At 54.6% G+C, this 26,124-nt stretch carries 25 protein-coding genes; 13 read left to right on the forward strand and 12 right to left on the reverse strand.

Annotation, left to right across the window (positions count from 1 at the left end):
* Positions 1-31 precede the first annotated feature (31 nt).
* The 3 genes from ACJJIT_RS17375 to ACJJIT_RS17385 are packed head-to-tail and all read right to left on the reverse strand — an operon-like array spanning position 32 to position 1,836.
* Complete coding sequence (locus ACJJIT_RS17375) at positions 32-601, reverse strand: YajG family lipoprotein (protein ID WP_444883660.1); 570 nt, start codon at positions 599-601, stop codon at positions 32-34.
* Between the two features lie 30 nt (positions 602-631).
* Complete coding sequence (locus tag ACJJIT_RS17380; protein WP_444899157.1) at positions 632-1,114, reverse strand: copper chaperone PCu(A)C; 483 nt, start codon at positions 1,112-1,114, stop codon at positions 632-634.
* Positions 1,111-1,836, reverse strand: coding sequence for an N-acetylglucosaminyltransferase (locus ACJJIT_RS17385; protein ID WP_444899158.1), 726 nt, complete (start codon positions 1,834-1,836; stop codon positions 1,111-1,113). The genes ACJJIT_RS17380 and ACJJIT_RS17385 overlap by 4 nt, the downstream gene beginning before the upstream one ends.
* Positions 1,837-1,956: 120 nt before the next feature.
* On the opposite strand from ACJJIT_RS17385, the gene ACJJIT_RS17390 reads away from it, so the two are divergent.
* The 11 genes from ACJJIT_RS17390 to coq7 all read left to right on the forward strand — a co-directional run bounded on the left by ACJJIT_RS17390 (position 1,957) and on the right by coq7 (position 14,150).
* Positions 1,957-3,762: a protein-disulfide reductase DsbD family protein gene (locus tag ACJJIT_RS17390; protein ID WP_444899159.1), complete on the forward strand. Its 1,806-nt coding sequence runs from the start codon at positions 1,957-1,959 to the stop codon at positions 3,760-3,762.
* Positions 3,763-4,021: 259 nt separating this feature from the next.
* Positions 4,022-4,477, forward strand: a complete 456-nt coding sequence (gene aroQ / locus ACJJIT_RS17395) for a type II 3-dehydroquinate dehydratase (RefSeq protein ID WP_444899160.1) — start codon at positions 4,022-4,024, stop codon at positions 4,475-4,477.
* Between the two features lie 24 nt (positions 4,478-4,501).
* Complete coding sequence (accB, locus tag ACJJIT_RS17400; protein ID WP_252084375.1) at positions 4,502-4,972, forward strand: acetyl-CoA carboxylase biotin carboxyl carrier protein; 471 nt, start codon at positions 4,502-4,504, stop codon at positions 4,970-4,972.
* A gap of 15 nt (positions 4,973-4,987) precedes the next feature.
* A complete protein-coding gene (gene accC / locus ACJJIT_RS17405) occupies positions 4,988-6,328 on the forward strand; it encodes an acetyl-CoA carboxylase biotin carboxylase subunit (protein WP_444899161.1) in 1,341 nt (446 codons plus the stop codon).
* A 136-nt stretch (positions 6,329-6,464) separates the two neighbouring features.
* A complete protein-coding gene (prmA, locus tag ACJJIT_RS17410; RefSeq protein ID WP_444899162.1) occupies positions 6,465-7,346 on the forward strand; it encodes a 50S ribosomal protein L11 methyltransferase in 882 nt (293 codons plus the stop codon).
* Positions 7,347-7,421: 75 nt separating this feature from the next.
* A complete protein-coding gene (locus tag ACJJIT_RS17415; RefSeq protein WP_444899163.1) occupies positions 7,422-8,726 on the forward strand; it encodes a DUF3426 domain-containing protein in 1,305 nt (434 codons plus the stop codon).
* A 248-nt stretch (positions 8,727-8,974) separates the two neighbouring features.
* On the forward strand, positions 8,975-9,913 hold the full coding sequence (dusB, locus tag ACJJIT_RS17420) for a tRNA dihydrouridine synthase DusB (RefSeq protein ID WP_444900927.1): 939 nt from the start codon (positions 8,975-8,977) through the stop codon (positions 9,911-9,913).
* Positions 9,910-10,218 (forward strand): DNA-binding transcriptional regulator Fis, encoded by a 309-nt coding sequence (gene fis, locus ACJJIT_RS17425; RefSeq protein ID WP_152451046.1) that lies wholly within the window; start codon positions 9,910-9,912, stop codon positions 10,216-10,218. The genes dusB and fis overlap by 4 nt, the downstream gene beginning before the upstream one ends.
* 148 nt (positions 10,219-10,366) lie before the next feature.
* Positions 10,367-11,938, forward strand: coding sequence for a bifunctional phosphoribosylaminoimidazolecarboxamide formyltransferase/IMP cyclohydrolase (gene purH / locus ACJJIT_RS17430; protein ID WP_444899164.1), 1,572 nt, complete (start codon positions 10,367-10,369; stop codon positions 11,936-11,938).
* 213 nt (positions 11,939-12,151) lie between these two features.
* Complete coding sequence (gene purD / locus ACJJIT_RS17435; RefSeq protein ID WP_444899165.1) at positions 12,152-13,450, forward strand: phosphoribosylamine--glycine ligase; 1,299 nt, start codon at positions 12,152-12,154, stop codon at positions 13,448-13,450.
* 55 nt (positions 13,451-13,505) lie between these two features.
* A complete protein-coding gene (coq7, locus tag ACJJIT_RS17440) occupies positions 13,506-14,150 on the forward strand; it encodes a 2-polyprenyl-3-methyl-6-methoxy-1,4-benzoquinone monooxygenase (RefSeq protein WP_444883649.1) in 645 nt (214 codons plus the stop codon).
* 85 nt (positions 14,151-14,235) lie between these two features.
* On the opposite strand, the gene ACJJIT_RS17445 is transcribed toward coq7, so the two are convergent.
* Positions 14,236-14,643, reverse strand: coding sequence for an OsmC family protein (locus ACJJIT_RS17445; protein ID WP_252084368.1), 408 nt, complete (start codon positions 14,641-14,643; stop codon positions 14,236-14,238).
* A 301-nt stretch (positions 14,644-14,944) separates the two neighbouring features.
* On the opposite strand from ACJJIT_RS17445, the gene crp reads away from it, so the two are divergent.
* Entirely contained in the window at positions 14,945-15,595 is a 651-nt protein-coding gene (gene crp, locus ACJJIT_RS17450; RefSeq protein ID WP_051089460.1) for a cAMP-activated global transcriptional regulator CRP, read from the forward strand.
* 111 nt (positions 15,596-15,706) lie between these two features.
* Here the strand turns inward: crp and trpC are convergent, their stop codons facing one another.
* From trpC to ACJJIT_RS17490, 8 genes are all read right to left on the reverse strand, one after another.
* On the reverse strand, positions 15,707-16,504 hold the full coding sequence (trpC, locus tag ACJJIT_RS17455; RefSeq protein WP_444900928.1) for an indole-3-glycerol phosphate synthase TrpC: 798 nt from the start codon (positions 16,502-16,504) through the stop codon (positions 15,707-15,709).
* A complete protein-coding gene (gene trpD / locus ACJJIT_RS17460) occupies positions 16,498-17,547 on the reverse strand; it encodes an anthranilate phosphoribosyltransferase (RefSeq protein WP_444899166.1) in 1,050 nt (349 codons plus the stop codon). The genes trpC and trpD overlap by 7 nt, the downstream gene beginning before the upstream one ends.
* 73 nt (positions 17,548-17,620) lie before the next feature.
* The gene (locus ACJJIT_RS17465) at positions 17,621-18,199 is read right to left on the reverse strand and encodes an anthranilate synthase component II (RefSeq protein WP_444887925.1); all 579 of its coding nucleotides are present in this window, start codon (positions 18,197-18,199) and stop codon (positions 17,621-17,623) included.
* Positions 18,199-19,059, reverse strand: a complete 861-nt coding sequence (locus tag ACJJIT_RS17470) for an ion transporter (protein WP_444899167.1) — start codon at positions 19,057-19,059, stop codon at positions 18,199-18,201. Before ACJJIT_RS17470 ends, ACJJIT_RS17465 begins: the two co-directional genes overlap by 1 nt.
* The gene (trpE, locus tag ACJJIT_RS17475) at positions 19,046-20,563 is read right to left on the reverse strand and encodes an anthranilate synthase component I (RefSeq protein ID WP_444899168.1); all 1,518 of its coding nucleotides are present in this window, start codon (positions 20,561-20,563) and stop codon (positions 19,046-19,048) included. The genes ACJJIT_RS17470 and trpE overlap by 14 nt, the downstream gene beginning before the upstream one ends.
* Before the next feature lie 230 nt (positions 20,564-20,793).
* A complete protein-coding gene (gene rpe, locus ACJJIT_RS17480) occupies positions 20,794-21,456 on the reverse strand; it encodes a ribulose-phosphate 3-epimerase (protein WP_252084363.1) in 663 nt (220 codons plus the stop codon).
* 19 nt (positions 21,457-21,475) lie between these two features.
* Positions 21,476-22,183 carry a nucleotidyltransferase family protein gene (locus ACJJIT_RS17485; RefSeq protein WP_444883644.1) on the reverse strand — a complete coding sequence of 236 codons (708 nt, stop codon included), beginning with the start codon at positions 22,181-22,183 and terminating at the stop codon, positions 21,476-21,478.
* Positions 22,184-22,220: 37 nt separating this feature from the next.
* Positions 22,221-23,282, reverse strand: coding sequence for an aminoglycoside phosphotransferase family protein (locus tag ACJJIT_RS17490; RefSeq protein ID WP_444899169.1), 1,062 nt, complete (start codon positions 23,280-23,282; stop codon positions 22,221-22,223).
* Between the two features lie 241 nt (positions 23,283-23,523).
* On the opposite strand from ACJJIT_RS17490, the gene ACJJIT_RS17495 reads away from it, so the two are divergent.
* Entirely contained in the window at positions 23,524-26,121 is a 2,598-nt protein-coding gene (locus ACJJIT_RS17495; protein WP_444899170.1) for an LPS-assembly protein LptD, read from the forward strand.
* Positions 26,122-26,124 lie beyond the last annotated feature (3 nt).

A 26,124-nucleotide genomic window follows, 5' to 3' on the forward strand; every position in this document is an offset into this window, starting at 1 on the left:
GCTCACTTCAGTAGATCCCTAAATTGCACATTCAAAGATTTGCGCGCAAGAATTTTTTCAGTTTCTCATCTTCGAATACCCGCTGCATAGTCGCACTCAGCAGGCCATTTACCCGGCTTTCCACCTCTTCGCGGCTGGGCTTAATCAGATTGCGGTCTTTGCCAGAGGAACTGTAAGTTCCAAAATAGGTGGCATGGCCCACTTTAACCTCCAAGTGAATCTCAGCAGAGGTATCCACCTGGGTGGTGTAAACCTGATTGGGGCTGTTATACGTTAGCTTCACCAACTTCGCCGTCACCTGCACCTCAGGTGCTGAGTCGGTGATACGGAATGACCAATTGGCAAAACCCTGGCTCAACCCTGCGGCGATAGCACTACCTGCATCGTTGGCAATACTCACCTGAGATGTGTCTGCATAGACCCCGCCTAGAGAACCGAGCCCCCCACCGGATAGTTCATTAACACCGCGAACATTGAGGCTATAGCCCGAACCAATGGATTCGGGAGCCACCTGAACCTGTGGATACAATTGGATTTGCAGCGGGCTGTGAGCACACCCAGCCACGACCAGAGCCCCCACCCATAACAATAACTTCTTCATTTTTCTTACCTTTACTTCAACAGGATTTTTTTATCCAGCACCGCCATGATGATGGTGGTGATCTTTTTCAAGTCCATCACGCCCCATGATCGGAACCACGACCTCCAAACTACTTCCGTCGTCAAAAAGCAGGCGTAGGGGCAGTGTATCTCCAGCCTGAAGGCGCACCCCGTGAATCATCAAGTGGATACCACCTGGCATCATCTGTAGTTTCTCTCCAGCGGCAATCGACAGTTTCTCCAGTGGACGCATACGGTTGACGCCCCGCTCACGCTCAGTGGTATGCAAATTGACAGCTCCGTCCCCCCCTCCGGACAACTCCACCGCCGTCAACTGCAGCGGTTGTTTGCCGGTGTTGTGCAGGGAGAGGTACGCCGCGCTCATAGGTGCTCCCGGCGGAGTTTCTTTGGCATAGCCCTCAATCATAAGGGACTGGGTGAGGGCCAGAGCCCCCAAGGTGTACAAAAGGCTGCTGGAAAGCAGAATCCACACAAATACATTTGGCTTTTTCACTGGACCCCTCCACTGGGATTAATAAGAAGTAAACGCGCGGGGCTGCCAATCTTTATATCCCCCCGCACCCGATAACCGGGCACCGCTTCACGCAGCTGCTGGTAAACCCAGCGACCTTCCGCGTCATTGCCGGTGACAATTATGACGCGTAGTTGTTCTCTGCGAATACGCTGGGCCACTTGGCGCAGCTGTGTGACCAAATTTTCCGATCTCGCCCGCAGCCCAGCCGCAGGCAGGCCAATAGCCTCTCCCTGTGGTAGATCCAGCTGTGCGCGGCCGCGCTCATGGACTAGCTGTGTACCTACCTCAGCCACCAAAGGATTCCCCGGAGCCAGCATTTCCGCGCGCTGTAGTAGGCCGCCCACTTCTGTAAAAGCACGCCTGCGCAGCGCTTCCCGGGCACGCTCAACGTAGGTGACCACAATTGTTTGAATTCCGGTCTGAGCTTTACGATTTCCAGGGTCCAACTTCTGCACGTTTAGGTAGTAGTCATAGGCACTGGCGCCGGCAGGCTTGGTAAGATGGCCTTTGCGTAGCGCCTGTTCAGCACGCTTTAAGAAGTAAGCCACATTGTTACGCCGCACCTCATTAACGGATGGTTTGGCTTTCTGCGGGGGTGGACTGGGCGCCGGGGGAGGCGGTTGTTGCGAAGCACAGGCACCAAGTAACGCCGCCATCAAGAGGCAGATAGCAAAGCTGTGAAGGCGTTCAAGTGACGGCAAAGCAATTCTCCGCTGTTGTTTTTTTGTACCACTAGCATCGCTATACTGCTGACGCGACTGAACCCCCGTCCGGCGCAGCAGTCAGAACCATGCGCCCGACTATAATGAATTTTTTCATCTATGGCTGTGATGACCAAAAGTTTCAGAAATAATTTCCTCGCACTGCTGGCAATATTGCTATGCCTATCCACAACCAACGCTTTTGCGCAGGCGGAAAGTAACCCTTTTGCGTCTTCTATCGGCCAGCAGCAAAATACCTTCCTGCCAGTGGACGAAGCCTACCGGCAGGACCTACTGCTGAGTGGCAACCAGCTCAGTGCGCTGTTTGAAATAGCTCCAGAATACTATCTCTATCGCGACAAACTTGCCCTTTACCTTGTAGAAAACGGACAAAAGACCGCAGTTCCACTGAATCTCCCCAGTGGTGAAGTTATCTGGGATGAGTATTTCGAGAAGGAAACCGAGGTCTATCGCGGCCAACTGGAATTCCCCATTCCCCTCAACGACAGCGCCAATAACTTACAATTAGAACTGCACTATCAGGGCTGTGCCGATGCGGGGCTCTGCTACCCGCCAGAGGTACGCCACTATCGCGTGGATATTGGCTCGGGAAGCATCCAGCCTATTGAGGGAGGCCCGCAAAATTCTTCTCCCCAAAGTACAGGTGGCAGCTCCTCGCCTCAGGGAAGTAACGCTAGCGCCATCACGCTCCCCCTGGCACTACTTTTCGCCTTTGCCGGCGGCCTGCTGCTCAACCTGATGCCCTGTGTTTTTCCAGTGCTTTCAATCAAGCTGCTGGCAGTTAGCCAGACAGCACAGAATGCTAATCAACGTCACCATCACGGCTGGGCCTACTCCGCCGGCGTTGTACTCAGCTTTGTCGCCATTGCCGCCACCATGCTGGCATTGCGCGCCGGCGGTGAGGCGATAGGTTGGGGGTTCCAGCTACAGTCTCCCTGGTTGGTAGCCGCATTGGCCTACCTGTTCTTTATCATGGGGCTCAGCTTGTCCGGTGTCACAGAGATCGGCAGCAGCCTGATGGGCGTTGGTAACAATTTAAGTAACAGTCAGGGGTTGCGCGGCTCTTTTACCTCCGGCGCCCTGGCCACACTCGTGGCCAGCCCGTGCACAGCGCCCCTGATGGGTTCGGCGCTGGGCTTTGCAGTTACACAATCTCCAGCCGTGGCGCTCAGTGTTTTTGCCGCCCTTGGCGCCGGTATGGCCGCCCCTTTCTTGCTGCTCACCTATGTTCCCGCTCTAGTGGACAAACTGCCACGCCCCGGCCCCTGGATGGACCGCTTAAAGCAACTACTGGCCTTCCCCATGTACTTGACCGCAGTGTGGCTGCTGTGGGTATTGGGACGTCAGACTGGTGGCGATGGTATCGCTCTGGTTCTCAGCGGCGCTGTGGCAATCGCCTTTGCGTTATGGCTTTGGCCCAGCCCTCAGTGGCACTGGCTGCGGGGCTCGCTGGCGGTTGTGGCCCTGAGCTTTGCGCTAATGCTACTGCCACGCCTCAGTACTGCCCCCCAAGCACTTCAACAGACCAGTGACTACTGGCAGCCCTACTCCGCCGAACGGCTCGAGACAGCGCGGAGGGAGGGGCGCCCAGTGCTAACCAATATGACCGCAGCCTGGTGTATTACTTGCTTGGCCAATGAGAAAGTGGTGCTGTCGAGTGATGCTGTGAGCGACGCCATTGAGAGACTAGGGGTAGTAGCTCTTAAAGGGGACTGGACCAATCAGGACCCACATATCAGCGAGCTCCTGGCGAAATACGGCCGCACCAGCGTGCCGCTTTACTTGCTTTACCCCGCCAATGGTGGCGAGGCCAAAATCCTGCCGCAAATCCTCTCCCGCGAGGAGCTATTGATGGAGCTGGAAGCCGCTGCCGGGAGCGAACTCAGTAGATCCTCTGCCCCTTAAAGGAAACTGCCGCCTTTGTAGCCAATCCCAAGGGTAAAAAGGCCACATTGCGGATATTTTGCGCTAATTTTTAGGCAAATATCGCCGAACTGCCGCTAACTTCGATAAACTGCCCAGCAGGCATGGACAGGGAGTCACTTTTGCGGCACACTCGCCTAAAGCACTCGGGCAAATAGGCCAAAAATTCGAGTTTGCCCGCAAGATAGCCAACTTTAGACCATTTTTTTGGTTTTTTCGGCAACTTTCCCCAGGGCATACTATGGCTAAAATTCTTCTCCTGCACGGCCCCAACCTCAACCTGCTCGGCAGTCGCGAGCCGCATATCTACGGCGCCGCCACCCTTGAGGAAATCAATCAGGCCGCCAAGCGCCAATGTGATGCTGCAGGCCACCAGCTGGAAACCCTCCAGAGCAACAGCGAGTCTGCCTTGGTGGAACGCATCCACTTAGCCGCCAATACCAGCGTGGATTTCATCGTAATCAATCCCGCCGCCTACACCCACACCAGCGTGGCTTTAAGAGATGCTTTAGCGGGCGTTGCCATACCGTTTATCGAGTTACACCTTTCCAATCCTCATGCCCGCGAGGCATTTAGGCACCATTCCTATCTATCCGATTTAGCCCGTGGTGTGGTGTGCGGCTTCGGGCCACACAGCTACACCCTGGCACTTCAGGCGGCCATACACCAACTGGGTATGGCGTCTCAAAATCAATGAATCAAACCTGCGAGTGAAAGAACTATGGATATCCGCAAAATTAAAAAACTAATTGAGCTGCTCGAAGAATCGGATATCGGCGAGCTGGAAATTAAGGAGGGCGAGGAATCGGTGCGTATCAGCCGCGGGGTCAGCGGTGCAAATCAACCGGTTGCTCCAATTTACACGGCTCCAATGGCACCGGCACCGGCTCCTGTTGCACCTGCCCAAGCTGCGCCAGCCCCGGCGGCGGTAGAAAAAGAATCCAAACCAACGATCAGCGGCCATGCGGTGAAATCCCCGATGGTGGGCACTTTTTACGCAGCTCCCAGCCCCGGCGCCGAGCCCTTCGTCAAAGTTGGTCAGCAGGTTAAGGTCGGCGACGTAGTGTGCATCGTTGAAGCCATGAAAATGATGAACCAGATCGAAGCCGACAAGGCCGGTACCATCGATTCCGTTCTGCTCGAAGATGGCCAGCCGGTAGAGTTCGATCAGCCGCTCGTGACCATCGTCTGAGTGGGGTAAGTCACTATGTTCGACAAAATCCTGATCGCCAACCGCGGTGAAATCGCCCTGCGGATTTTGCGCGCCTGCAAAGAAATGGGCATCGCCACAGTTGCGGTTCACTCTTTGGTGGACCGCAATCTCAAGCATGTACGCCTGGCCGATGAATCTGTCTGTATTGGTCCTAACCCCTCGCCGCAGAGCTACCTGAATATTCCTGCCCTGATTTCCGCTATGGAGATCACCGATGCAGTAGCCGTGCACCCAGGCTACGGCTTCCTCGCAGAAAACGCGGACTTCGCCGAGCAAGTACAAAAAAGCGGCTTCACTTTTATCGGCCCAGACCCGGATGTCATTCGCCTGATGGGTGACAAGGTATCCGCCATCGCCGCCATGAAAAAGGCAGGCGTCCCCACCGTACCCGGCTCCGATGGTCCCCTACCCGAAAATAGCGAGCGCTGCCTAGAAATAGGCGAAAAAGTCGGCTATCCAGTCATTATCAAGGCTGCCGCCGGTGGCGGTGGTCGCGGTATGCGTGTCGTGGAGCGCGCCGAAGACCTGATCAACGCTATCGCTGTTACCAAGTCTGAGGCTCAAGCTGCCTTCGGTGATGGCACCGTATACCTCGAGAAATTTCTGCAGAACCCACGCCACGTCGAAGTCCAGGTAATGTCCGACGGACAGGGTAATGCCATTCACCTAGGGGATCGCGACTGCTCCCTGCAGCGCCGCCACCAAAAAGTACTAGAAGAAGCTCCAGCTCCCGGAATCCCCGATGCCGTGCGTGAACAGGTACACGAATCCTGCGTGCAAGCTTGTATCGATATCGGCTACCGCGGCGCCGGCACTTTCGAGTTCCTCTACGAGAATGAACGCTTCTACTTTATCGAGATGAACACACGTATTCAGGTAGAACACCCTGTTACTGAAATGGTGACTGGCGTAGACCTGATCAAGGAACAGATTCGTGTCTGTGCTGGAGAGAAGCTCTCTCTCAAACAGGAGGATATTGTCGTTCGCGGGCACGCCTTCGAGTGCCGTATCAATGCGGAAGATCCCCAGACTTTCTTCCCCAGTCCCGGCAAGGTCAACAACTTTCATATGCCAGGCGGCCTGGGTGTGCGGGTCGACTCGCATCTCTACTCAGGTTATACGGTTCCCCCCAACTACGACTCGATGATCGCCAAGGTGATCACCTACGCCGAGGACCGCGAAACCGCACTGGCGCGCATGCGCGTAGCCCTTTCTGAGCTGGTTATTGATGGCATCAAGACCAATATCCCCCTGCAGGAGGATCTGGTACGCGATGAGGCCTTTGCCAAGGGTGGCGTCAATATTCACTACCTGGAGAAGAAGTTGGGACTCTAACCCTCGCCAGCCAGGGCAAATTTGGAGAGAATTGCGGCCACAATACGTTGATTCCGAACGCCAGGGATGGCGGCGGACATCGCGAGAATAGGGTGGCCACTCCACCCCAATAGCAGTTACTCACCACGGAATCCCTATGCCCTGGCTACAACTCCGCGTCGACACCGATCGTGCCCAAGCGGACAAAATTGAAAATGCACTGCTTTTTGCCGGTGCCGTATCCGTTACCCTGCAAGACAACGCAGACCAACCCATTCTCGAACCCGGACTCGGCGAAGTACCCCTGTGGGATCAAACACGGGTTACCGGTCTGTTCGATGCCGAGGTCGACACTGCTGTCACTGAGGCCAAAGCCGCTTCCTTCCTTTGCGAACTCCTACCCAATGCCCGCTGGGACCAACTTGAGGATAAAGACTGGGAACGCGAGTGGATGTCTCACTATAAACCCATTCAGTGCGGCGACAACTTGTGGATCTGCCCCAGCTGGTGCGAGCCGCCTCAACCGGAGGCGGTCAACCTGCTACTGGACCCTGGACTCGCCTTCGGCACCGGCACCCACCCCACGACCTACCTGTGCTTGCGTTGGCTGGCACAAGAGCCCTTGCAGGATAAGAGCGCCATCGACTTTGGCTGTGGTTCCGGCATCCTTGGCATCGGCGCCTTGCTACTCGGAGCCAAATGCGCCATGGGGACCGATATCGATCCACAGGCTCTGATTGCCAGTCGCGACAACGCGGTGCGCAACGGCATAGACCCGCAGCGCTTCCCAGTCTATTTGCCAGAACAGATGCCTCAGGAAGCCGCCGATCTCATTCTAGCCAATATCCTTGCCGGCCCATTGGTAGAGCTCTCCAAGCAGCTGATTGCGCTGACCAAAATCGGCGGGCGTATCTGCCTGTCCGGTATCCTCGCCTCCCAGGCCGAACAAGTAAAAACTGCCTACTCAGACCAGATCGATTTCGATGAGGATGCGGAGCACGAGGGTTGGGTACGCCTGAGTGGTACCCGTATTCGCTAAATACGCTAGCCAGTACTACGCGGGGACCGGGCAGACTGATAAACTTGAGCGCAAAATAAACTGCGCCATAGTCGAATGTCTCAACTGGTAACCCGCTGCCCCCATTGCAGCACCTCATTTCACGTTAATGACCAGCAGCTGCGCGCTGCCCGTGGCGCTGTGCGCTGTGGTTCCTGCCTGCAAGTTTTCCGTGCAGATGAGAACATTGTCTTTAATGACAATGGCTCCGACACACGCAGTGATCTGGAAACTCTTCTGGAAGACGATGACTTCCTGATTCATGACGATATCGAACTGGAAGACGACGATCCGGCGGATGCGGATAAGGCAGCCCCCAACAGCGCCAATGCAAAGCAGCCTCCCATCGATTTTGAAGCCGGGGAACCCACAGAAGACACCCAGCCCGAAGCACCACCCGCGAATTCCGAGAGCCTCATTGGTGACGCATTTGGCGATAACGAGTGGCAGGAGCTACAAGAAGAAAACCACCACGCGGAAACCCAGGAGGAAGACCTAGAGTCGGTACTCAAACCGGATTGGGACGATGTACCCGACTTCGATAACAGTACTACAGGCAATAGGGTTGACACCGATTATGACAATCGGGACACCACCCATAAAAACGATAGCCTCAATGACCTGGATCCCTGGGAACAGCCCCTGGAGGCGCAAACAATTGCCACAGAGCCCAGCGATCTAAAATCAACATCCGAGACGCCCCCTAGCTCCGAAGAGATATTCCCTACATCCCAGCCTGAGGCAAGTGGTCAACGCAGGGAGCCTTACTTTGCCACAGAAGCTGAGGACACTCCTGAGCCGCAGGCCGAGCCCGCTCGTGAACAGCTGATCTCCGCCATTCAACCTGCCCCGCTGGAAATGAGCTGGGGTGCAACACCATCGAAGAAAGCGGTGAGTCCCTGGCTGTGGCGACTTCTCCTGCCAGCTTTGGTCATTTTACTGCTGCTTCAAGTGGGCTACTTTCAGTTCGACCGTCTCAGCAAGCAGCAACCATGGCGCAAAATTTACGCTGTGGCCTGCCCACTATTCGGCTGTACTCTCCCCCCATTACGCGATGCCAGAGCGATCCAGGCCTCCAACCTGATGGTGCGCAGCCATCCCCAGTTGGAGGGCGCTCTGATTGTGGACGCTGTGCTTCTAAATACAGCGCCCTACCCCCAGGCGTTTCCCAATTTGCTGTTAAATTTCAGCGACCTGAAAAATAAAGCGGTAGCGAGTCGCCGCTTTAGTCCCCAAGAGTATTTACAAGGGGAGTTGGCTGGGCGCAAGCTAATGCCCCAGGGCAGCCCTATTCACATTGCCATTGAGGTGGTCGATCCAGGGGCCGAGGCGGTGAACTACGAGATGAAAATCGCTCCTTGAGGAAGGTTTGAGCGTCAAGACATTGGTCACCCTGGCGTGCAAAGCCACTAAAATTGACCACTCTGCAAGCTAAACGCACAGGGATCGATCAATTTGCCCGCTTTTTCGCTTTGCCAACGCCGGGGCAGTCGTTATCATAGGCGGCCTTTTTGCCTGGGCCCAGAACGCCCTTCCAAAGCCCAAACGGAGCTACCGTGTCTATTGCTATAGGCCCCTACATTATCGACAACCCGGTAATCTTGGCGCCAATGGCCGGAGTTACTGATCGCCCCTTCCGTCAACTGTGTCGCCAACTCGGCGCCGGGTTGGTGGTATCGGAGATGGTGACCTCAGACACGCGTCTGTGGAATAGCCGCAAGTCACGACTGCGTCTGGACCACGGTGGTGAGGCAGCTCCCATATCGGTACAAATTGCCGGTGGTGATCCCGAGATGATGGCTCAGGCCGCTCGGGAGAACGTGCGTCGCGGCGCGCAAATCATTGATATAAATATGGGCTGCCCGGCAAAAAAAGTGTGTAAGAAAGCGGCGGGCTCCGCCCTGCTGCGGGATGAAAAGCTGGTTGCGGATATATTGCAGGCCGTGGTCCAGTCTGTCTCCGTCCCGGTGACGCTTAAGATCCGCACCGGCTGGTGTACGGATTCCCGTAATGGCGCCACCGTTGCTCAAATGGCCGAGGATGCTGGTATCGCTGCTTTGGCGGTTCACGGTCGCACTCGTGCCTGCGGCTACCACGGACAGGCTGAATTCGATACCATTGCCGATATTGTATCCAGGGTAGGAATCCCAGTTTTTGCCAACGGCGACATAACCAGTGCCGAAAGAGCCCGCGAGGTCCTCAATTACACTGGTGCTGCGGCGGTCATGATTGGCCGTGCCGCACAGGGACGACCTTGGATTTTTCGGGAGATAGCCCACTACCTCGCCACCGGCGAGCGGCTGCCCGAACCAACATTGGACGAAGTAAAAAAAATACTGCTCACCCACTTGGGTGAACTGCACCGATTCTACGGTGAGGTGATGGGGGTCCGTATCGCCCGCAAACACGTGGGCTGGTACTTGAAGACACTCGCGGACAGCGAGTCCTTCCGCAAGACCTTTTTCCAAATAGAGAGCGCAGAAGTACAACATGCCAGCGTTCACGAGTGGTTTGAACGCCGAATAACGAGAGGGGCACAAGCGGCATGAATAATGAAGTATTGATTCCGGATACTGGCAGCGAAGAAGTATCCTCCAGGGGGCAGACGCAGCTGGCACAGCCGCAACAACAGTCCCTGCGCGATGCCGTTGAGCACGCGATGGAGAACTATTTCCGCCACCTGGATGGCCAGATGGTTACCGATGTCTATGACATGGTACTGTCGGAGATCGAAGCGCCCATGCTCGAAGTGGTGATGAAATATACTCGCCACAACCAGACCCGCGCCGCGCAATTACTGGGTCTCAACCGTGGTACTCTGCGCAAGAAGCTGAAGCGCTACGGCCTGCTGTAAGCTTCCCACCGAGAGAAATTCTGAAGGGGGATGAGGTAACTCATCCCCCTTCGCTATTTTCCCGGCAGCAATTTTATTCGTTGCCGCAGAGAACAACCCGCATAAACCCTTTAAACATCTTTTCCGAAAACCAGTTGGATCTAGTGCAATGACAGACAAGGTTTCCATCAGCCGCGCTTTAATTAGTGTCTCTGACAAGAGTGGCATCGTAGAGTTCGCCCAACAGCTCTCCGCAATGGGCGTAGAAATCCTCTCCACCGGCGGCACCCACCGCCAGCTCAAAGAAGCCGGAATTCCAGTCGTAGAAGTTTCCGACTATACCGGCTTCCCCGAGATGATGGACGGTCGCGTCAAGACCCTGCATCCGAAGGTACACGGCGGTATTTTGGGGCGCCGTGGCACCGATGACGCCATCATGGGCGAGCACGGTATCACCCCCATCGATATGGTTGTGGTCAACCTCTACCCTTTCACTCAAACCGTAGCCAAGCCTGACTGTTCCCTTGAGGACGCTATCGAGAATATCGATATCGGCGGCCCCACCATGGTTCGTGCAGCGGCCAAGAACCACAAAGATGTCGCTATCGTGGTCAATGCCAGCGATTACGGCAGCATCATCGAGGAAATGAAAACTAACGACGGTGCACTGAGCCACGCCAGCCGCTTTGACCTGGCGGTAAAAGCCTTCGAGCACACGGCGGGCTATGACGGCGCTATCGCCAACTACCTGGGTGCCATTAAAGGCGAGGAAAAGCAGCTGTTCCCGCGCACCTACAACAGCCAATTTATCAAGAAACTGGATCTGCGCTACGGTGAGAACCCGCACCAGAAATCCGCTTTCTACACCGAAGCCAACCCAGCTGAGGCCAGCATTTCCACTGCCACCCAGCTGCAGGGTAAAGAGCTGTCCTACAACAATATCGCCGATACCGATGCCGCGTTGGAGTGTGTTAAGTCCTTCGAGCAACCCGCTTGCGTAATCGTTAAACACGCCAACCCCTGTGGTGTGGCAATCGCTGAAGATATTCACAAGGCCTACGACCTGGCTTTCGCTACCGACAGCGAATCCGCCTTTGGCGGTATCATCGCCTTCAACCGCGAACTGGATGGCGCCACTGCCCGCGCGATCGTCGAGCGACAGTTTGTTGAAGTCATCATCGCACCCTCAGTCTCTGAAGAGGCCAAACAGGCCGTTGCCGAGAAGAAGAATCTGCGCTTGCTGGTCTGCGGCCAGTGGAGCAACGAGCGTACCCCGGCACTGGATTACAAGCGCGTTAATGGCGGCCTGCTGGTTCAGGACCGCGATGACGGCCTGATCACCGCTGCCGACCTGAAAGTAGTCTCCAAGCGCCAGCCCACTGAAGAAGAAATCCGCGATCTGCTGTTTACCTGGAAAGTGGCCAAGTTCGTAAAATCCAATGCAATCGTATACGGCAAAGACGGCCGCACTGTGGGCGTAGGCGCAGGCCAGATGAGCCGCGTAAACTCCGCGCGTATCGCCGCGATCAAGGCCGAGCATGCCGGCCTCGCCGTTGCAGGATCCGTGATGGCCTCCGACGCTTTCTTCCCCTTCCGCGATGGTATTGATAACGCCGCCGCTGTCGGTATCCAGGCGGTTATCCAGCCTGGTGGCTCCATGCGCGATGAGGAAGTGATCGCCGCAGCGGACGAGCACAATATGGCCATGGTCTTTACTGGCATGCGCCACTTCCGCCACTAAACCGGCACTCTCCACGAAGCCCTCTCTCGCTTCAAGGAGATTCGTGACAGTGACGCATCCTCTGCGTCACTGTTATCGAGTAGTTCCCAGCGCCCACTATCAAAGAGGCGCCTATTGTAGGCGTGTAACACCACCTGCAACGATTCCGCGCTAAACTAGCGCACCTGATACCTGTCCAATGGACCCAAGTGGTCGACTTAGGGGGATTTAAGAATGAATGTATTAATCATCGGCTCAGGTGGCCGCGAGCACGCCCTAGCGTGGAAAGCCGCGCAAAACCCCAAAGTGGGTACTGTGTTTGTAGCACCAGGCAATGCCGGCACCGCCCGCGAAGGCAAAGTGCAGAATCTGGCCATCGGTGTCGACAACTTCCCCGCTTTGGCGGACTTCGCCGAGGAAAACGGCGTGGAACTCACTATCGTCGGCCCCGAGGCGCCACTAGTTGACGGCATTGTAGATTTCTTTAACGGGCGTGGCCTCGCCATCTTTGGCCCCAGCAAAGGCGCTGCACAGCTGGAAGGCTCCAAGGCCTTCACCAAGGATTTCCTTGAGCGCCACAAGATCCCCACCGCCGCTTATCGCAATTTCACCGAAGTTGAACCAGCCATCGAATATATTCGTGAGCGCGGAGCACCCATCGTAGTCAAAGCCGATGGCCTCGCCGCTGGTAAAGGCGTCATCGTCGCCGAAACCGAGCAGCAGGCCGAGCTGGCTGTGCGCGATATGCTCTCCGGCAATGCCTTTGGCGACGCTGGCTGCCGAGTAGTGATCGAGGAATTCCTGCAGGGTGAAGAGGCGAGTTTTATCGTTATGGTAGATGGGGAGAATATCCTGCCCATGGCCACCAGCCAGGACCACAAACGCGTCGGTGACGGCGATACTGGCCCCAATACCGGCGGCATGGGTGCCTACTCTCCCGCACCGGTAGTGACCGACAGTGTTTATCAGCGCATTATGCAAGAAGTGATTGAACCCACAGTAAAAGGTCTCGCCGCTGAGGGTACGCCTTATACCGGGTTTCTCTACGCCGGCCTGATGATCGATCCGCAGGGTGCTCCCAGAGTGATCGAGTACAACTGCCGCTTCGGCGACCCCGAAACCCAGCCTATTATGATGCGTCTGAAATCCGACCTGGTGGATCTTTGCCTGGCCGCACTGGACAAAAAGCTCGATAGCGTGACGGCTGAATGGGACGCGCGCCCATCACTTGGAGTGGTACTGGCCGCACATGGCTATCCCGGCAGTTACCGCAAGGGCGATGCCATTAGTGGGCTTGAGAAAGCTGACGGCGATAATGCCAAAGTCTTCCACGCTGGTACTGCCCTGGACGGCGAACGTGTGGTCACCAATGGCGGCCGCGTACTCTGCGCCACCGCATTGGGCGACACTGTCGCCGAAGCTCAGACCAATGCTTATGAAGCTGCCCGCGCCATTTATTGGGAAGGTGTCTTTTACCGGAAAGATATCGGCTATCGCGCGGTCGAAAGAGAACAGACTAGTAGCGATAAGTAGTTTTACCCAGCATGGCGGTAGGGCTGACTACCGCCATGCAGAGGAAGTCATAAACATGAGTGAACGCAATTTAAGTGGCCTCGATCACCTGCTGATTCAGGCTGACCGCGCCCTACGCACTCTGAGTCCCGGCGAGCCCTGTCACGGGCGCCCATCTCCGGCCAAAGGCGAAGCGGAGGCCGAGCTCAGCGATACCGAGCGCAAGCACGCCGCCGGTCTGATGCGGGTCAACCACAGCGGCGAAGTCTGTGCTCAGGCCCTCTACCAGGGCCAGGCACTCACAGCAAAACTGCCCGAGGTACGCGGTGAAATGGAGCGCGCTGCGGATGAGGAGATCGACCACCTGGCTTGGTGTGAGCAGCGCCTCAAAGAACTGGACAGCCGCCCAAGCCTGCTCAATCCACTCTGGTATGGATTGTCATTTGGACTGGGCGCCGCCGCCGGCAAAATCAGCGATCGCATCAGTCTGGGATTTGTGGCAGCGACAGAAGAAAGGGTCTGCGAACACCTGGAGAGTCACCTGCAGAAGCTTCCAGCCCAGGACAAACGCAGTCGCGCCGTAGTGGAGCAAATGCTGGTCGATGAGAGCGAACACGCTCATGCCGCGCTAGCCGCCGGAGGCAAACGTTTTCCAGCACCGGTGAAAGGCGCTATGTCTCTGGTAGCCAAGGTGATGACCTCAGCCAGTTACAAAATTTAAAATATTAATAACCGGTTCGTAAAAATTGACTGGCCCGCTAAAAGCAACCGCTTTTGAGCAGGCCTTTTCTTTATCTGAGTATTGCTTAGACTTCTTCTACTCGATAGCGATGCACAATCTCCACTCCCGCATTGCGCAACATAATTGAAGCAGAGCAATATTTCTCTGCAGATAGCTCCACAGCGCGGGCTACATGGGATTCTTTTATTCCCCGGCCTCGCACAACAAATTCCATTTCAATTCGCTCAAAAGGTGATGGGGTGGTATCCGGGCGAACGCCATTCAATTCGCAATGACAGGAAATAATATCCTGGCGCGCCTTCTGTAAAATGGAAACCACATCATAGGCTGCACAGCCACCAACTCCGAGGAGGATCATCTCCATCGGGCGCACACCGTTATTAGTGCGCCCCCCTTCCATCACTACCGAATTACCACTGCCGGCTTCGCCGACGAAGGTCAAATCATTAACCCAGGTTACCTTGCCCTGCATTGCCATGCTCCCGCTGAAATTCAAGCCGCGAAGCTTAGCACAGAGTACAAGATTATCCTGACAGGCAGAGTATTTCCGGTATAGTGTCCACAACACCTCCGCGCGAAATGTTCGCTACTGAAGTTTCCCCCTTCGTCAGTGAACGCAATAGCCCGCTTGCAGTCCAATCGCACCCGCGCCAGAGTGTCACAGGTCACACTGCGGAACTTTGCCGCGACCAACCTCTGTTGGGGACTGTTTTTTCGCGCGATAATTCAATAGTGCTCAGCTGCTAAAGCCGGGATAGAGCACGAGACAAAAAATGAGGAATAAATCCGTGACGGTTGCTATCGAAGACCCCATGACTATCGGCAATATTGAAGACTTTCTGGCCCACTGCCACCGGCGACGCTATCCGGCCAAGAGCACGATTATCTATGCCGGCGACCGCTGTGAGTCCCTCTATTTCATTATGCGCGGTTCAGTCACCGTCTTAATCGAAGATGACGAGGGCCGCGAAATGATCGTAGCCTATCTAAACGACGGGGACTTTTTCGGTGAAATGGGGCTATTTGATCAGGACACCCGCAGCGCCTGGGTGCGCACCAAAACCGAGTGTGAGGTTGCGGAAATCTCCTACACCAAATTCCAGGAACTGACTCGTCAGCACCCAGAATTCCTGTTCGCTCTAGCCACACAAATGGCCGGGCGCCTGCGCAATACCACTCGAAAAGTTGGCGATCTAGCCTTTCTTGATGTTACCGGTCGCGTAGCGCGAACCCTTTTAGACCTGTGTAATGAGCCCGATGCGATGACCCATCCAGAAGGCATGCAAATCAAGATCACTCGCCAGGAAATTGGCCGTATTGTTGGATGTTCCCGTGAGATGGTTGGGCGCGTGCTGAAAACCCTGGAAGAGCAGGGCTTGGTATCGGTCAAAGGTAAAACCATGGTGGTTTACGGCACCCGTTAAATACCTGTCCCAGAGTCAAATACCACAGACACAAAAAAGGGCGATGTAATCAATCGCCCTTTTTTGTGTCTGTGATTTTATCTAGCTAACTTTCTAAAACCCCACTAGCACTCAGTTAAACATCTCCATCAATTTTCGTCCCGGTTCTTCCTCGCGCATAAAAGCCTCGCCAACCAAAAATGCATCAACGCTGTGTCCGCGCATGGCCGCGACATCATCCGTGGTGTGGATACCGCTTTCTGTTACAACAATGCGGTCCTTGGGAATCAGATTGAGCAGTTTAAAAGTGTTCTCCAGCTGTACCTCAAAGGTGTGCAGATTACGATTGTTAATTCCAATTAGACGGTTGGGGAGAGCCAACGCCCTCTCCAGCTCTGCGCGATTGTGCACTTCCACCAGCACATCCAATCCCAGTTCCAGGGCCAAACCATTGAGTTCCTGCATTTGCTGATCTTCCAGGCAGGCGGCAATGAGCAGGATGCAGTCAGCTCCAATAGCGCGCGCCTCATACACCTGGTAAGGGTCCACGGTAAAGTCCTTACGCAAAACCGGTAGACGAACCGCGTTGCGCGCCTGCTGCAAATAACTGTCATCGCCCTGGAAAAAATCCCTATCGGTGAGTACCGACAAGCATGCCGCGCCACCCCTCTCATAACTGGTCGCAATTTCTGCGGGAAGAAAGTCCTCGCGAATCACCCCCTTGCTGGGGGAAGCCTTTTTGATTTCCGCAATCACTGCGGCTTCACCCTCGGCGATTTTGTATTCCAATGCCGCGACAAATCCCCGTGCGGGTGGTTGGTCCTGCGCGCTCAGACGTATTTCTTCCAGACTGCATTGAGATTTGCGCTCCGCCACTTCCTGCCACTTGCGCGCGATAATAGTTTTTAAAATGGTCGGTGTGCTCACGATTTCACTTCCTCGGGGCGAAAGGCGCTGGTAAAGGCAGCCAGGTCATTGATTTTTTCTGCGGCCAAACCGCTATCGATGGCGTCCTGCGCCATGGCGACACCCTGCTCTGCCGTGCTCGCAGTGCCGCTGACATAAATGGCCAGGCCGGCATTCAGGGCGATAATATCTGCAGCTTTTTTCCCTGCCTCAGTTTCACGTTTACCCAATGCGTCGCGAATCAAGGATAGAGACTCTGCGGCACTCGCAACGATCAAGCCATCCAGGCTCTGGCGGGGCAGACCAAAGGCTTCGGGGCAGAGAGTAAACTCACTAATAACACCATCTTTCAATTCCACCGCAAAAGTATCCGCGGCGATACTGGCTTCGTCGAGGCCGTCATCGCTGTGCAGGACCAGCACGTGCTCAGAACCAAGTCGTTGCAGGACTTCAGCCAACAAACGACAGTAGCGTTTTTCGTAAACACCGATGACCTTGCGCTTAACTCCGGCGGGGTTGGTCATGGGGCCGAGCAGATTAAAAATAGTGCGCAGCCCCAATGCTTTGCGCGCTGGGCCTACATGACGTACGGCGCCATGGAAACTGGGTGCAAACATAAAACCGATACCGAGCGTTTCCACACAGCGGGCCATTTGCTCCGCACTTAAATCCAAGTAAACCCCAGCACGTTCGAGCAAATCGGCGGAGCCACTACTAGAAGACACCGAGCGGTTGCCATGTTTAGCCACCCTGGCCCCAGCTGCAGCTGCAACAAAACTACTGGCACTGGATACATTAAATAGATTTGCTCCATCTCCACCGGTGCCGACGATGTCTACGGTATTCTCAAGGTCGAGTTCAACCTTAGTGGCCAGTGCCCGCATGGTTTCCACCGCACCGACGATCTCGTCGACAGTTTCACCGCGAATACGCAACGCGATCAGCAGGGCTCCTATCTGCGCTTCCAGGGCTTCACCACGCATGATTTGGCCCACAGTCTCACGCATCTCCTCACGGCTCAAATGCTCTCCATCCACCAACTTGGCGATAGCATTTTGTATATTCATTGTGCCCCCCTTGTCCCGCTCAATATTGATTGGTGCGAAGCGTAATTAACTGCCCCGCGTTTTGCCCTTCGCATCAGGACTCGAGAAAATTCTTCAACATATCGTGGCCATGCATGGTGAGAATGGACTCTGGATGAAACTGTACGCCCTCTATCGGTAATTCCCGGTGGCGCAGCCCCATAATTTCATCAATCTCACCGTCAGGCGTCTCCGTCCAGGCGGTAATTTCCAGGCATTCAGGCAAGCTGCCCTTTTCCACCACCAGGGAGTGATAACGGGTGGCCTCGAAAGGATTGGATAGCCCGTGAAACACTCCCAGGTTGTTGTGCACTATAGGCGATGTTTTACCGTGCATAACCTGGCCGGCACGTACGACGCGACCACCAAAAACCTGGCCGATACTCTGGTGACCAAGGCAAATACCCAAAATGGGGATACGCCCGGCGAAATGACGAATCGTCTCCAGGGAAATTCCTGCCTCATTGGGTGTGCAGGGCCCTGGTGAAATCACAATTTTTGCCGGGGCCAACTGCTCTATGTCCTCAAGGGTAATTTCATCATTGCGCTTGACCACAACCTCAGCGCCCAGCTCCTCAAGGTACTGCACCACATTCCAGGTAAAGGAATCGTAGTTATCGATCATCAAAATCATTACTTGGCCCCCATAGCCTGTGCAGTATCGGTAGTTGCTTCCATGCGCTTTTGCAGTCGTGCGAGCGCCGCCTGGGTTGAGCGCAATTCGCGCAGTATTTCAGTTTGACTGGGTGGCAGACACATTTCATCCATTCGACGCAACTTGGCTTCCTCCAGGTTATTGAGCACCACGCCAATAAACAGGTTAATCATGACAAAGGCGCCCATAACCACGAAACTGACAAAGTAGAGCCAGGCCCAGGGCATTGCATCCATAGCGGTATACATAATGTCGGTCCAATCCTCGAAGGTCACTATACGGAACAGACTCAACAGAGCTATCGGCAGGTTGCGCCAATGGGTTGGGTCTATCTCATGAAAGAGAAAGTAGCCCGCCACACCATAGATATAAAAGATAATTCCCATCAAGATTGCGATATGCATCATGCTCGGCAAGCTGCGCAACAGTGTATCCACCAGAGTACGCAGTTCAGGGAAAGCAGAAACCAGGCGCAACACCCGCAGGATCCGTACCAGGCGCGCGAGTGTTGCCAGGGGCCCTGTGGCGGGAATCAAACTTAAGGCGATGATGGTGAAATCGAAGCAGTTCCAGCCGCTGGCAAAATAACGCCAAGGACGCGATCCGTGCGAAGTTATTTTTATCGCTGCCTCTAAAATAAAAGCAGTCAGTACCAATTGGTTAACAACCCCCAATGCAGTACCAAAACGCTCCATCACCCATATTGAAGTCTCCAGCCCCACCGCCAGTGCATTAACCAGGATCATGCTAATGATCACCTGATTAAACAGGGGAGCTTCGACTATCTGTTGACAACGGGCGGCAAGAGATACTTTTTGAGAAATACTAGCTTCGCTCATTTTGTTCAATCTTTACTTCTACTTCTTTACAGCTACTCGCCAGAGCCATGCCCGCTGCACGGAACAACGCCCTAGCCTTATTCATGGTCTCATCCCACTCGGATTGGGGGTCTGAATCGGCCACCAGGCCGGCACCGGCCTGGATAAATAACTGTCCGTCCTTAATAACTGCGGTGCGAATTGCGATGGCTGTATCCATATTGCCATTCCAGGCCAGGTAACCCACCGCACCACCATAGATACCACGCTTCTCTGGTTCGAGTTCATCGATAATTTCCATAGCGCGGATCTTTGGTGCCCCAGATAAAGTGCCGGCCGGCAGCGCCGCGCGCAGGGCATCCATACCGGTGAGTCCCTCCCGCAACTGACCGGTGACATTGGAGGTGATGTGCATCACATGGGAGTAGCGTTCCACCACCATCTGCTCAGTGACCCGCACGCTGCCAGTCGCCGCTACACGGCCCACATCATTGCGCCCCAGATCGATCAACATCAGGTGCTCGGCACACTCTTTGGGGTCTGCCAATAGCTCCTGCTCCAGGGCTTTATCTTCCTCCTCGGAAGTACCGCGACGGCGGGTGCCTGCTAGCGGACGCACAGTCATCTCACCCTCTTCCAGGCGTACCAGAATCTCTGGACTAGAGCCCACAACCTGGTGATCCCCTAGGTCGAGGAAATACATATAGGGCGAGGGGTTCAGGCTGCGAAGGGCGCGATAAAAATTCAGTGGCGGGGCATCGAAAGGAACCGACAAGCGCTGAGATGGCACCACCTGCATAACATCACCGGCGAGAACATATTCCTTTACCCTATCAACGGCCTTCTTGAAATTTTTCTCACCAAAGTGGGAGTGAAAAGCACCCTCCTCGATTCCCTTGCCATCCAGGTCCAGAGGCACTGTATCCGGTAAAGGCCGGGCTAACCTTTCCACCAGTTGATCCAGACGCTGCTGGGCCCGCTCATAGGCATCGGCCTGGGAAGGGTCCGCATGCACAATAAAGATAACCGCACCGGCGAGGTTGTCGAACACCACCAGCTCATCACTGACCATCAGCAGGATATCCGGATTACCCAGGCTATCCTGCGGCATACTGTGCGCTAAGCGCGGTTCAATATAGCGCACACAGTCATAGCCAAAATACCCAACCAAACCACCGTTAAAACGCGGCAAATTGGCAAGTTCCGGTACCCGATAGCGCTGTTGGAACTGCTCGACAAATGCCAGCGGGTCACGCTCGGTATAGCTCTCTATCACCGCCCCGTCACACTCCACCGTAACCTCGTTGCCACGCACCCGAAGCAGGGTTCTGGCGGGCAATCCAATAATGGAGTAGCGCCCCCATTTCTCCCCGCCCTGTACCGACTCCAGTAGGTAACTGTAGCGGCCTTCGGCAAGCTTCAGATAAGTGGACAGGGGGGTTTCAATATCCGCCAGCACACGGCGCACTAGCGGTATACGGTTATAGCCCTCAGACACAAGTTGGGCGTATTCACTAGGGGTCATAGAGACTCCGATCTATTGGGTATTTTTCTTGTTGGCGCCAAAGTATAGGCGGCGCCCACGGGAGAGGTGGCCGAACGGTATTGTTGACCAGTTGGCCTCAGCGGATCAGTGGCGCCATCGCCAACTGCTGGATGTGGGGATAGTGTGATTCACGGAAATTCCCTCTGTGCAGGCGCACAAGTTTACAAATCCCGTATGCGGCGGGCAAGGGGCTGCCCGCCAAGTTTTTCTCAGGACAGGCTTTCGCGCATAGCACCGATCACTTCAGCGTAGTCGGGGGCATTGAAGATTGCAGAGCCTGCAACAAAAGTATCCGCGCCGGCTGCGGCAATCTCCGCAATATTGTCACGGTTGACCCCGCCATCGATCTCAAGGCGAATATCGTAACCAGAAGCGTCGATCAACTGGCGCGCCTCGCGCAGTTTTTCCAGAGTGCCCGGAATAAACTTTTGCCCACCAAAGCCAGGGTTGACTGACATCAACAAAATCATATCCAGCTTGTCCATCACATACTTGGCCGCATCCAGTCCTGTGGCTGGGTTAAAGACCAAACCGGCCTTACAGCCAAGACTGCGGATCAACTGTAGGGAGCGGTCCGGGTGTCGCGAAGCCTCGGGGTGGAAAGTAATATAACTTGCGCCCGCATCGGCAAACATGCGAATCATATCGTCTACCGGCTCCACCATCAGGTGCACATCAATGGGCGCCTCGACACCATGCTTGCGCAACGCCTGGCACACCATTGGGCCGATGGTTAGGTTGGGCACATAGTGGTTGTCCATCACATCGAAGTGCACCCAGTCAGCACCAGCGGCTAACACATTGTCCACCTCTTCACCAAGGCGGGCAAAGTCGGCGGAAAGAATCGAGGGGGCAATCTTGTAATCTGACATCATTATTTCCTTCAGTAACTCAATTTTCCGCGCTCAGGCGGCAATGCAGGTTTTCCAGGCGCTCGGGGGTGCCCACATCACACCAGTCCCCAGGGTATAAGTCCGCCTGTAGTTTGTCCTCATTGAAAGTAAAGACCTCGCCAAGGCCGAAGCATTCACGCACTTTGGGGTAGCGGGTTAACACCTCGGGGCGCAGCCAACTGATACCGGCAAAGGTATAGCGGGGCTTGGCAGTTCCAGACAGTAGGCCATTATCAATTCCGAAGTCTCCCTCGGGGTTATGTGGAGGATTTGGCACCATCAAAAGTCGGCCGGGGCAGCCCTCAGGTAAGGGGCGATTCACCCACTGCGAAAGGTCAAAGTCACACCAAACATCCCCATTAACCACAAAGAATGGGCCCTCTCCCAGCAGCGGCATCGCGTTGAGAATACCCCCTGCGGTCTCAAGGGGTCGGTCTTCTTGCTCCACAGAATACTGGATATCGAGTCCCCAGCGATCACCACTCCCCAGGTAATCACGAATCTTATGGCCCAAATGGCCCAGGTTGATCACTACCCGTTGAACTCCCACAGCCTGTAGTCGCTCAAGCACATGCTCAATAAGCGGCTTGCCCGCCACAGACAACAAAGGCTTGGGGGTTTGGTCAGTAAGAGGGCGCATTCTACGCCCAAAGCCCGCAGCCAAGACCATAGCGGTTGTTGGGGCTATCTCAGTGAGCTGAGTCATTCAATTCATCTATCAGTTTTTATACAGCTTATTAGTGCTATTCACCGGCATAGCGATAATCACTGTACCAAGGCTGCTGCTCTATAAGCGGAAGTAGCTGTTGCTCAAACCACTGCGCAAACGGCTGAAGCTCCTCATAGCGCCCAGCAGTTTCCAGTACATAGCGTATCACCAGCGGCAAATCCCCCAGGTAGTTCTGCTTGCCATCGCGCAATGATAGACGTGGAAAAAGGCCCAGCACTTTAATATGACGCTGGAGCCCCATCCAGTCGAACCAAGTTAAGAACTCTTTAGGCTCGACAGGTTCCAGCACCCCAGCAGCTTCTGCAGTAGCGGCATAGGCTAAAGCCCAGCGCTCGACCCGCTGGCGTGGCCAGCGGATATAGCAGTCTCGCAACAGAGAGACCAAATCGTAGGTAATCGGTCCCCACACGGCATCCTGAAAGTCCACGATTCCAGGGCGCTCACCTCCACGGATCATTAAATTACGGCTATGGTAGTCTCTGTGCACTAGAGCTTGCGGTTGGCCTGCAGCACTCTCCAGCAACCGTTGAAAGGTCTCTTGCAGCAGGCGGTTTTCTACTTCACTCAGAGAGTAGCCGAGTAACTTGCCTACCAGCCACTCGGGCATAATACGCATCTCTGTCAGCAATAGTTCCCGGTTGTAATCTGGAAACAGATCCTCTGTACGGGGTATCTGCTGGAGACTCAGCAGCTCACTCATTACCTCCGCATAGAGCCCCTCAACACTGTCATTACTCAGCACATCGAATAATTGGGTATCACCCAAGTCTTCCAATAGCAGGTACCCATTGGCTGTATCAGCTGCTATTACCATGGGTGTGTGCACACCATTGCGCCGCAGATAATCGGCAACTGCTACAAATCGGGCCGGGTTAGTACACTCAGGTGGAGAATCAACAGCGATTAACCTAGGCTCGGTAGAAGTGCGGAAATAGCGCCGAAAGCCCGCATCCCCGGCAAGGTTGGCCAAGTCTGCTGGAAATTCAATTTCCAAAGCCTTACCCACCCAAAGAGCCAAAGCCTCTTGTCGCAGGTCATCACTCACAGTACACCCTTCATTTATTGTTCGGCCCATCAATGATTCTTTCTATCGCGGCAGTTTCCCATTAAGCAGCTCGTATTGAAACCCTGCCCCAGGGAGCTTGAAGCGACTATAACACTCTCGCCTCTTACATCCGTACCATCTGTGCGGCTATTAACCACTTCTACATTCAAGTAGAATCGGGCGATAATTTTTTGCGCGCCCCGGCTGGATAGCTGTCGCACGCATCTGCCGATACAAGAAACACCAAAGAATAGCCGGAACCTATCGATTGATGCTTGAAGTCTCCCGGTGGCGTCGCCTCGCTCTAGCAATAGCTCAGAATCCACGAGCCCACTCTCTAGCCCTCGGTTTGTTGGCCGCGCACCCTATATGGACTCATGCGGACCAAACCGCCGTAGATCCCGAATACAACCCCTACCTGTACTTAGACTGGTTACCACGTTCTGAATTGACCCCTGAGGAAAGCGCCAGAGTACCGGCGATTTGCTCCGGAGCCTTTATCGAACCGCCTAGGGATTACCCCGATGCCAACTTGCCCCCTGAAGACGCGCCACTGCGTGCCACAGCTGAGCAATCTCGCATCCTCGATGACGGATCTGCCGAACTGATTGGCAACGTCCATATCACCCAAGGCTACCGCCAATTATTTGCCGATGAAGTGACCCTCAACCGCCAGACCAACACCGCTTTCCTAAGTGGCGCTATCGAACTGCGCGAACCCAATTTACTCGTTCGGGGGGACTCGGCAGAGGTTCACACCGATACCGAAGCGGCCTCCATTGAGGACGCAACATACGTTGTACACGACGAATTTATTCATGGTGACGCCGCCCAAGTCGCACGTCAGACCAGTGGTGAATTGACCCTTACCGATGGCACCTATACCCGCTGTGAGCCGGGCCGGGCTTTCTGGCGCCTGAGTGGCGGAGAAATCAATATCGATCAAGTGGAGAGCCAGGGAACCGCTAGGGATGTACGCCTGGAGATACTGGATGTTCCCGTACTCTATTTCCCTTATTTTCGCTTCCCGGTGGGCGATGCGCGCATGTCGGGCTTCCTTTTTCCTTCTCTAAGCAACAGCGATAAGAATGGCTGGGACCTATCTGTTCCGTATTACTGGAACATCGCCCCGGAGATGGATGCGACCATCACTCCACGCTACATCCAGTATCGCGGCACGGGTCTGGAAGTAGAATTCCGCCACCTAAGCCCCGTGTTCAACACCGAAATACGCCTAGCCGATCTCCCTAATGATAAGGGCGGCAATAGTGATCTCGCCCAGGAATTGATTGACCGGGGCTTCCCTGAAGACCTGGTCCTGCCCTACAAAGGGGACGATCGCTGGTTAGTGAACCTGGAACAACAGGGTGGTTATAGCGGCAGTATCTGGCGTACCGACATCGACTACACCAAGGTGAGCGATCCAGACTATTTTCGCGATTTAAGTACCGCCAACCTTGATATCAACGCGGAAACCCAGGTTAGTCAAAAAGCCCAGGGTAGACTCACTTTTGAAAACTGGGCGATTAGCCTTCGTGCCCAGGATTACCAAGTATTGGAAAATGATCGTTTCGATACTTTCGCCCAGCTGCCTCGGCTAGATGTGGATGGCAATTACCGCTGGGGTGACTGGCAACTCGCCTTACAAAATGAAGCCACTGTATGGCGGCACCAGGACACTCAGACGATTAGGTTTATTAGAGATATTGATGACCCCGACAGTGTCACTGAACGAACAAGAGACTTTATCACCGCAGACCGCTTGCGACTGGACTATGAGCTTTTTTGGGATAAAGAGTGGCTTTGGGGTTACTTTAAGCCGGGGTTGGCAGGCCGCTATCTGGGTTACCAAGTCAGTGATACCTTCCTACCAGAGGGCACCAACGACACCCCCAGCGCCTCTGCTGCGCAGCTCACTCTGGACACCGGCCTCTACTTCGAGCGAGATAGTTTCGCCTTTAATCATGAGTATATCCAGACTCTAGAGCCCCGCTTGTACGGGTTGCTTAGTAGCAATGCCAAACAAGAGGATTTTTTTAATATCACTGGTGCTGATATCAATAACCTAGGCCCCATTGATCCTCAAAGTAACAATCTACTCTACGATACCTCACTGTTCACCTTCAGCTACGACCAGCTATTTCGCCACAGCCGTTTTACCGGCAATGATCGTATTGACGATGCAAGTAGGGTTGCTCTGGGGCTAACCACCCGCTTTATTGAGCCCATTAGTGGGCGAGACTTGCTGTCTGCCAGTATCGGCCAAGTCTTCTATTCCAGTGATACCCAGATCGGCCTGGAAGAGCTAATTGAAGAAACCCCTCGCTCTGAGCTTGCCGCTAGACTGGAAAGCCGCCCAATTCAATCCCTGCGTATTGGCAGTGAGCTGGTCTACGATGACACAGAGCACAATGTCAACCGCGGCAACTTCAGCTTGCGCTACTTTGATAATGAAGCACGTATTTTTAACTTCAGTTACTACTATAAGCGTGACAATGTCACATTTATCAATAAGGACGGTATTGAGCAGGTCGGCCCAACGCGCCAACTGAACAGCTCCGCTGTACTGCCTATCAACACGCATACCTCTATAATGGCTGGCGCAGCTTACGATTTGTCATTGAATCGGGAACTGGAATACCTGGCGGGTATCGAATATGACGACTGCTGCTATCGAGCTCGATTATTGTGGCGTCGCACTTTGGACAATGACCTAGCCGGCGTCGTTCGAGCTGAAGACCTCCGATACGATGAAGGTGTCTACCTCGAAATACAATTAAAGGGCTTAGCTGGGTTTGGCGCAACAGTCACTCAGATGCTAAGTCAAGGAATTGCCAATTTTGATCAGAGAGAAAAGCTGAAACCGTGATGA

The organism is Microbulbifer mixtoriginis (SeqCode), from assembly GCF_052467515.1.

Bases quoted from the DNA above. Each gene is read 5' to 3' on its own strand.
- ACJJIT_RS17375 (WP_444883660.1), bottom strand. From the start codon at position 601: ATGAAGAAGTTATTGTTATGGGTGGGGGCTCTGGTCGTGGCTGGGTGT.
- ACJJIT_RS17390 (WP_444899159.1), top strand. From the start codon at position 1,957: ATGGCTGTGATGACCAAAAGTTTCAGAAATAATTTCCTCGCACTGCTG.
- aroQ (WP_444899160.1), top strand. From the start codon at position 4,022: ATGGCTAAAATTCTTCTCCTGCACGGCCCCAACCTCAACCTGCTCGGC.
- accB (WP_252084375.1), top strand. From the start codon at position 4,502: ATGGATATCCGCAAAATTAAAAAACTAATTGAGCTGCTCGAAGAATCG.
- accC (WP_444899161.1), top strand. From the start codon at position 4,988: ATGTTCGACAAAATCCTGATCGCCAACCGCGGTGAAATCGCCCTGCGG.
- prmA (WP_444899162.1), top strand. From the start codon at position 6,465: ATGCCCTGGCTACAACTCCGCGTCGACACCGATCGTGCCCAAGCGGAC.
- ACJJIT_RS17415 (WP_444899163.1), top strand. From the start codon at position 7,422: ATGTCTCAACTGGTAACCCGCTGCCCCCATTGCAGCACCTCATTTCAC.
- dusB (WP_444900927.1), top strand. From the start codon at position 8,975: ATGGCCGGAGTTACTGATCGCCCCTTCCGTCAACTGTGTCGCCAACTC.
- fis (WP_152451046.1), top strand. From the start codon at position 9,910: ATGAATAATGAAGTATTGATTCCGGATACTGGCAGCGAAGAAGTATCC.
- purH (WP_444899164.1), top strand. From the start codon at position 10,367: ATGACAGACAAGGTTTCCATCAGCCGCGCTTTAATTAGTGTCTCTGAC.
- purD (WP_444899165.1), top strand. From the start codon at position 12,152: ATGAATGTATTAATCATCGGCTCAGGTGGCCGCGAGCACGCCCTAGCG.
- coq7 (WP_444883649.1), top strand. From the start codon at position 13,506: ATGAGTGAACGCAATTTAAGTGGCCTCGATCACCTGCTGATTCAGGCT.
- ACJJIT_RS17445 (WP_252084368.1), bottom strand. From the start codon at position 14,643: ATGCAGGGCAAGGTAACCTGGGTTAATGATTTGACCTTCGTCGGCGAA.
- crp (WP_051089460.1), top strand. From the start codon at position 14,945: ATGAGGAATAAATCCGTGACGGTTGCTATCGAAGACCCCATGACTATC.
- trpD (WP_444899166.1), bottom strand. From the start codon at position 17,547: ATGAATATACAAAATGCTATCGCCAAGTTGGTGGATGGAGAGCATTTG.
- ACJJIT_RS17465 (WP_444887925.1), bottom strand. From the start codon at position 18,199: ATGATTTTGATGATCGATAACTACGATTCCTTTACCTGGAATGTGGTG.
- ACJJIT_RS17470 (WP_444899167.1), bottom strand. From the start codon at position 19,059: ATGAGCGAAGCTAGTATTTCTCAAAAAGTATCTCTTGCCGCCCGTTGT.
- trpE (WP_444899168.1), bottom strand. From the start codon at position 20,563: ATGACCCCTAGTGAATACGCCCAACTTGTGTCTGAGGGCTATAACCGT.
- rpe (WP_252084363.1), bottom strand. From the start codon at position 21,456: ATGTCAGATTACAAGATTGCCCCCTCGATTCTTTCCGCCGACTTTGCC.
- ACJJIT_RS17485 (WP_444883644.1), bottom strand. From the start codon at position 22,183: ATGACTCAGCTCACTGAGATAGCCCCAACAACCGCTATGGTCTTGGCT.
- ACJJIT_RS17490 (WP_444899169.1), bottom strand. From the start codon at position 23,282: ATGGGCCGAACAATAAATGAAGGGTGTACTGTGAGTGATGACCTGCGA.
- ACJJIT_RS17495 (WP_444899170.1), top strand. From the start codon at position 23,524: ATGCTTGAAGTCTCCCGGTGGCGTCGCCTCGCTCTAGCAATAGCTCAG.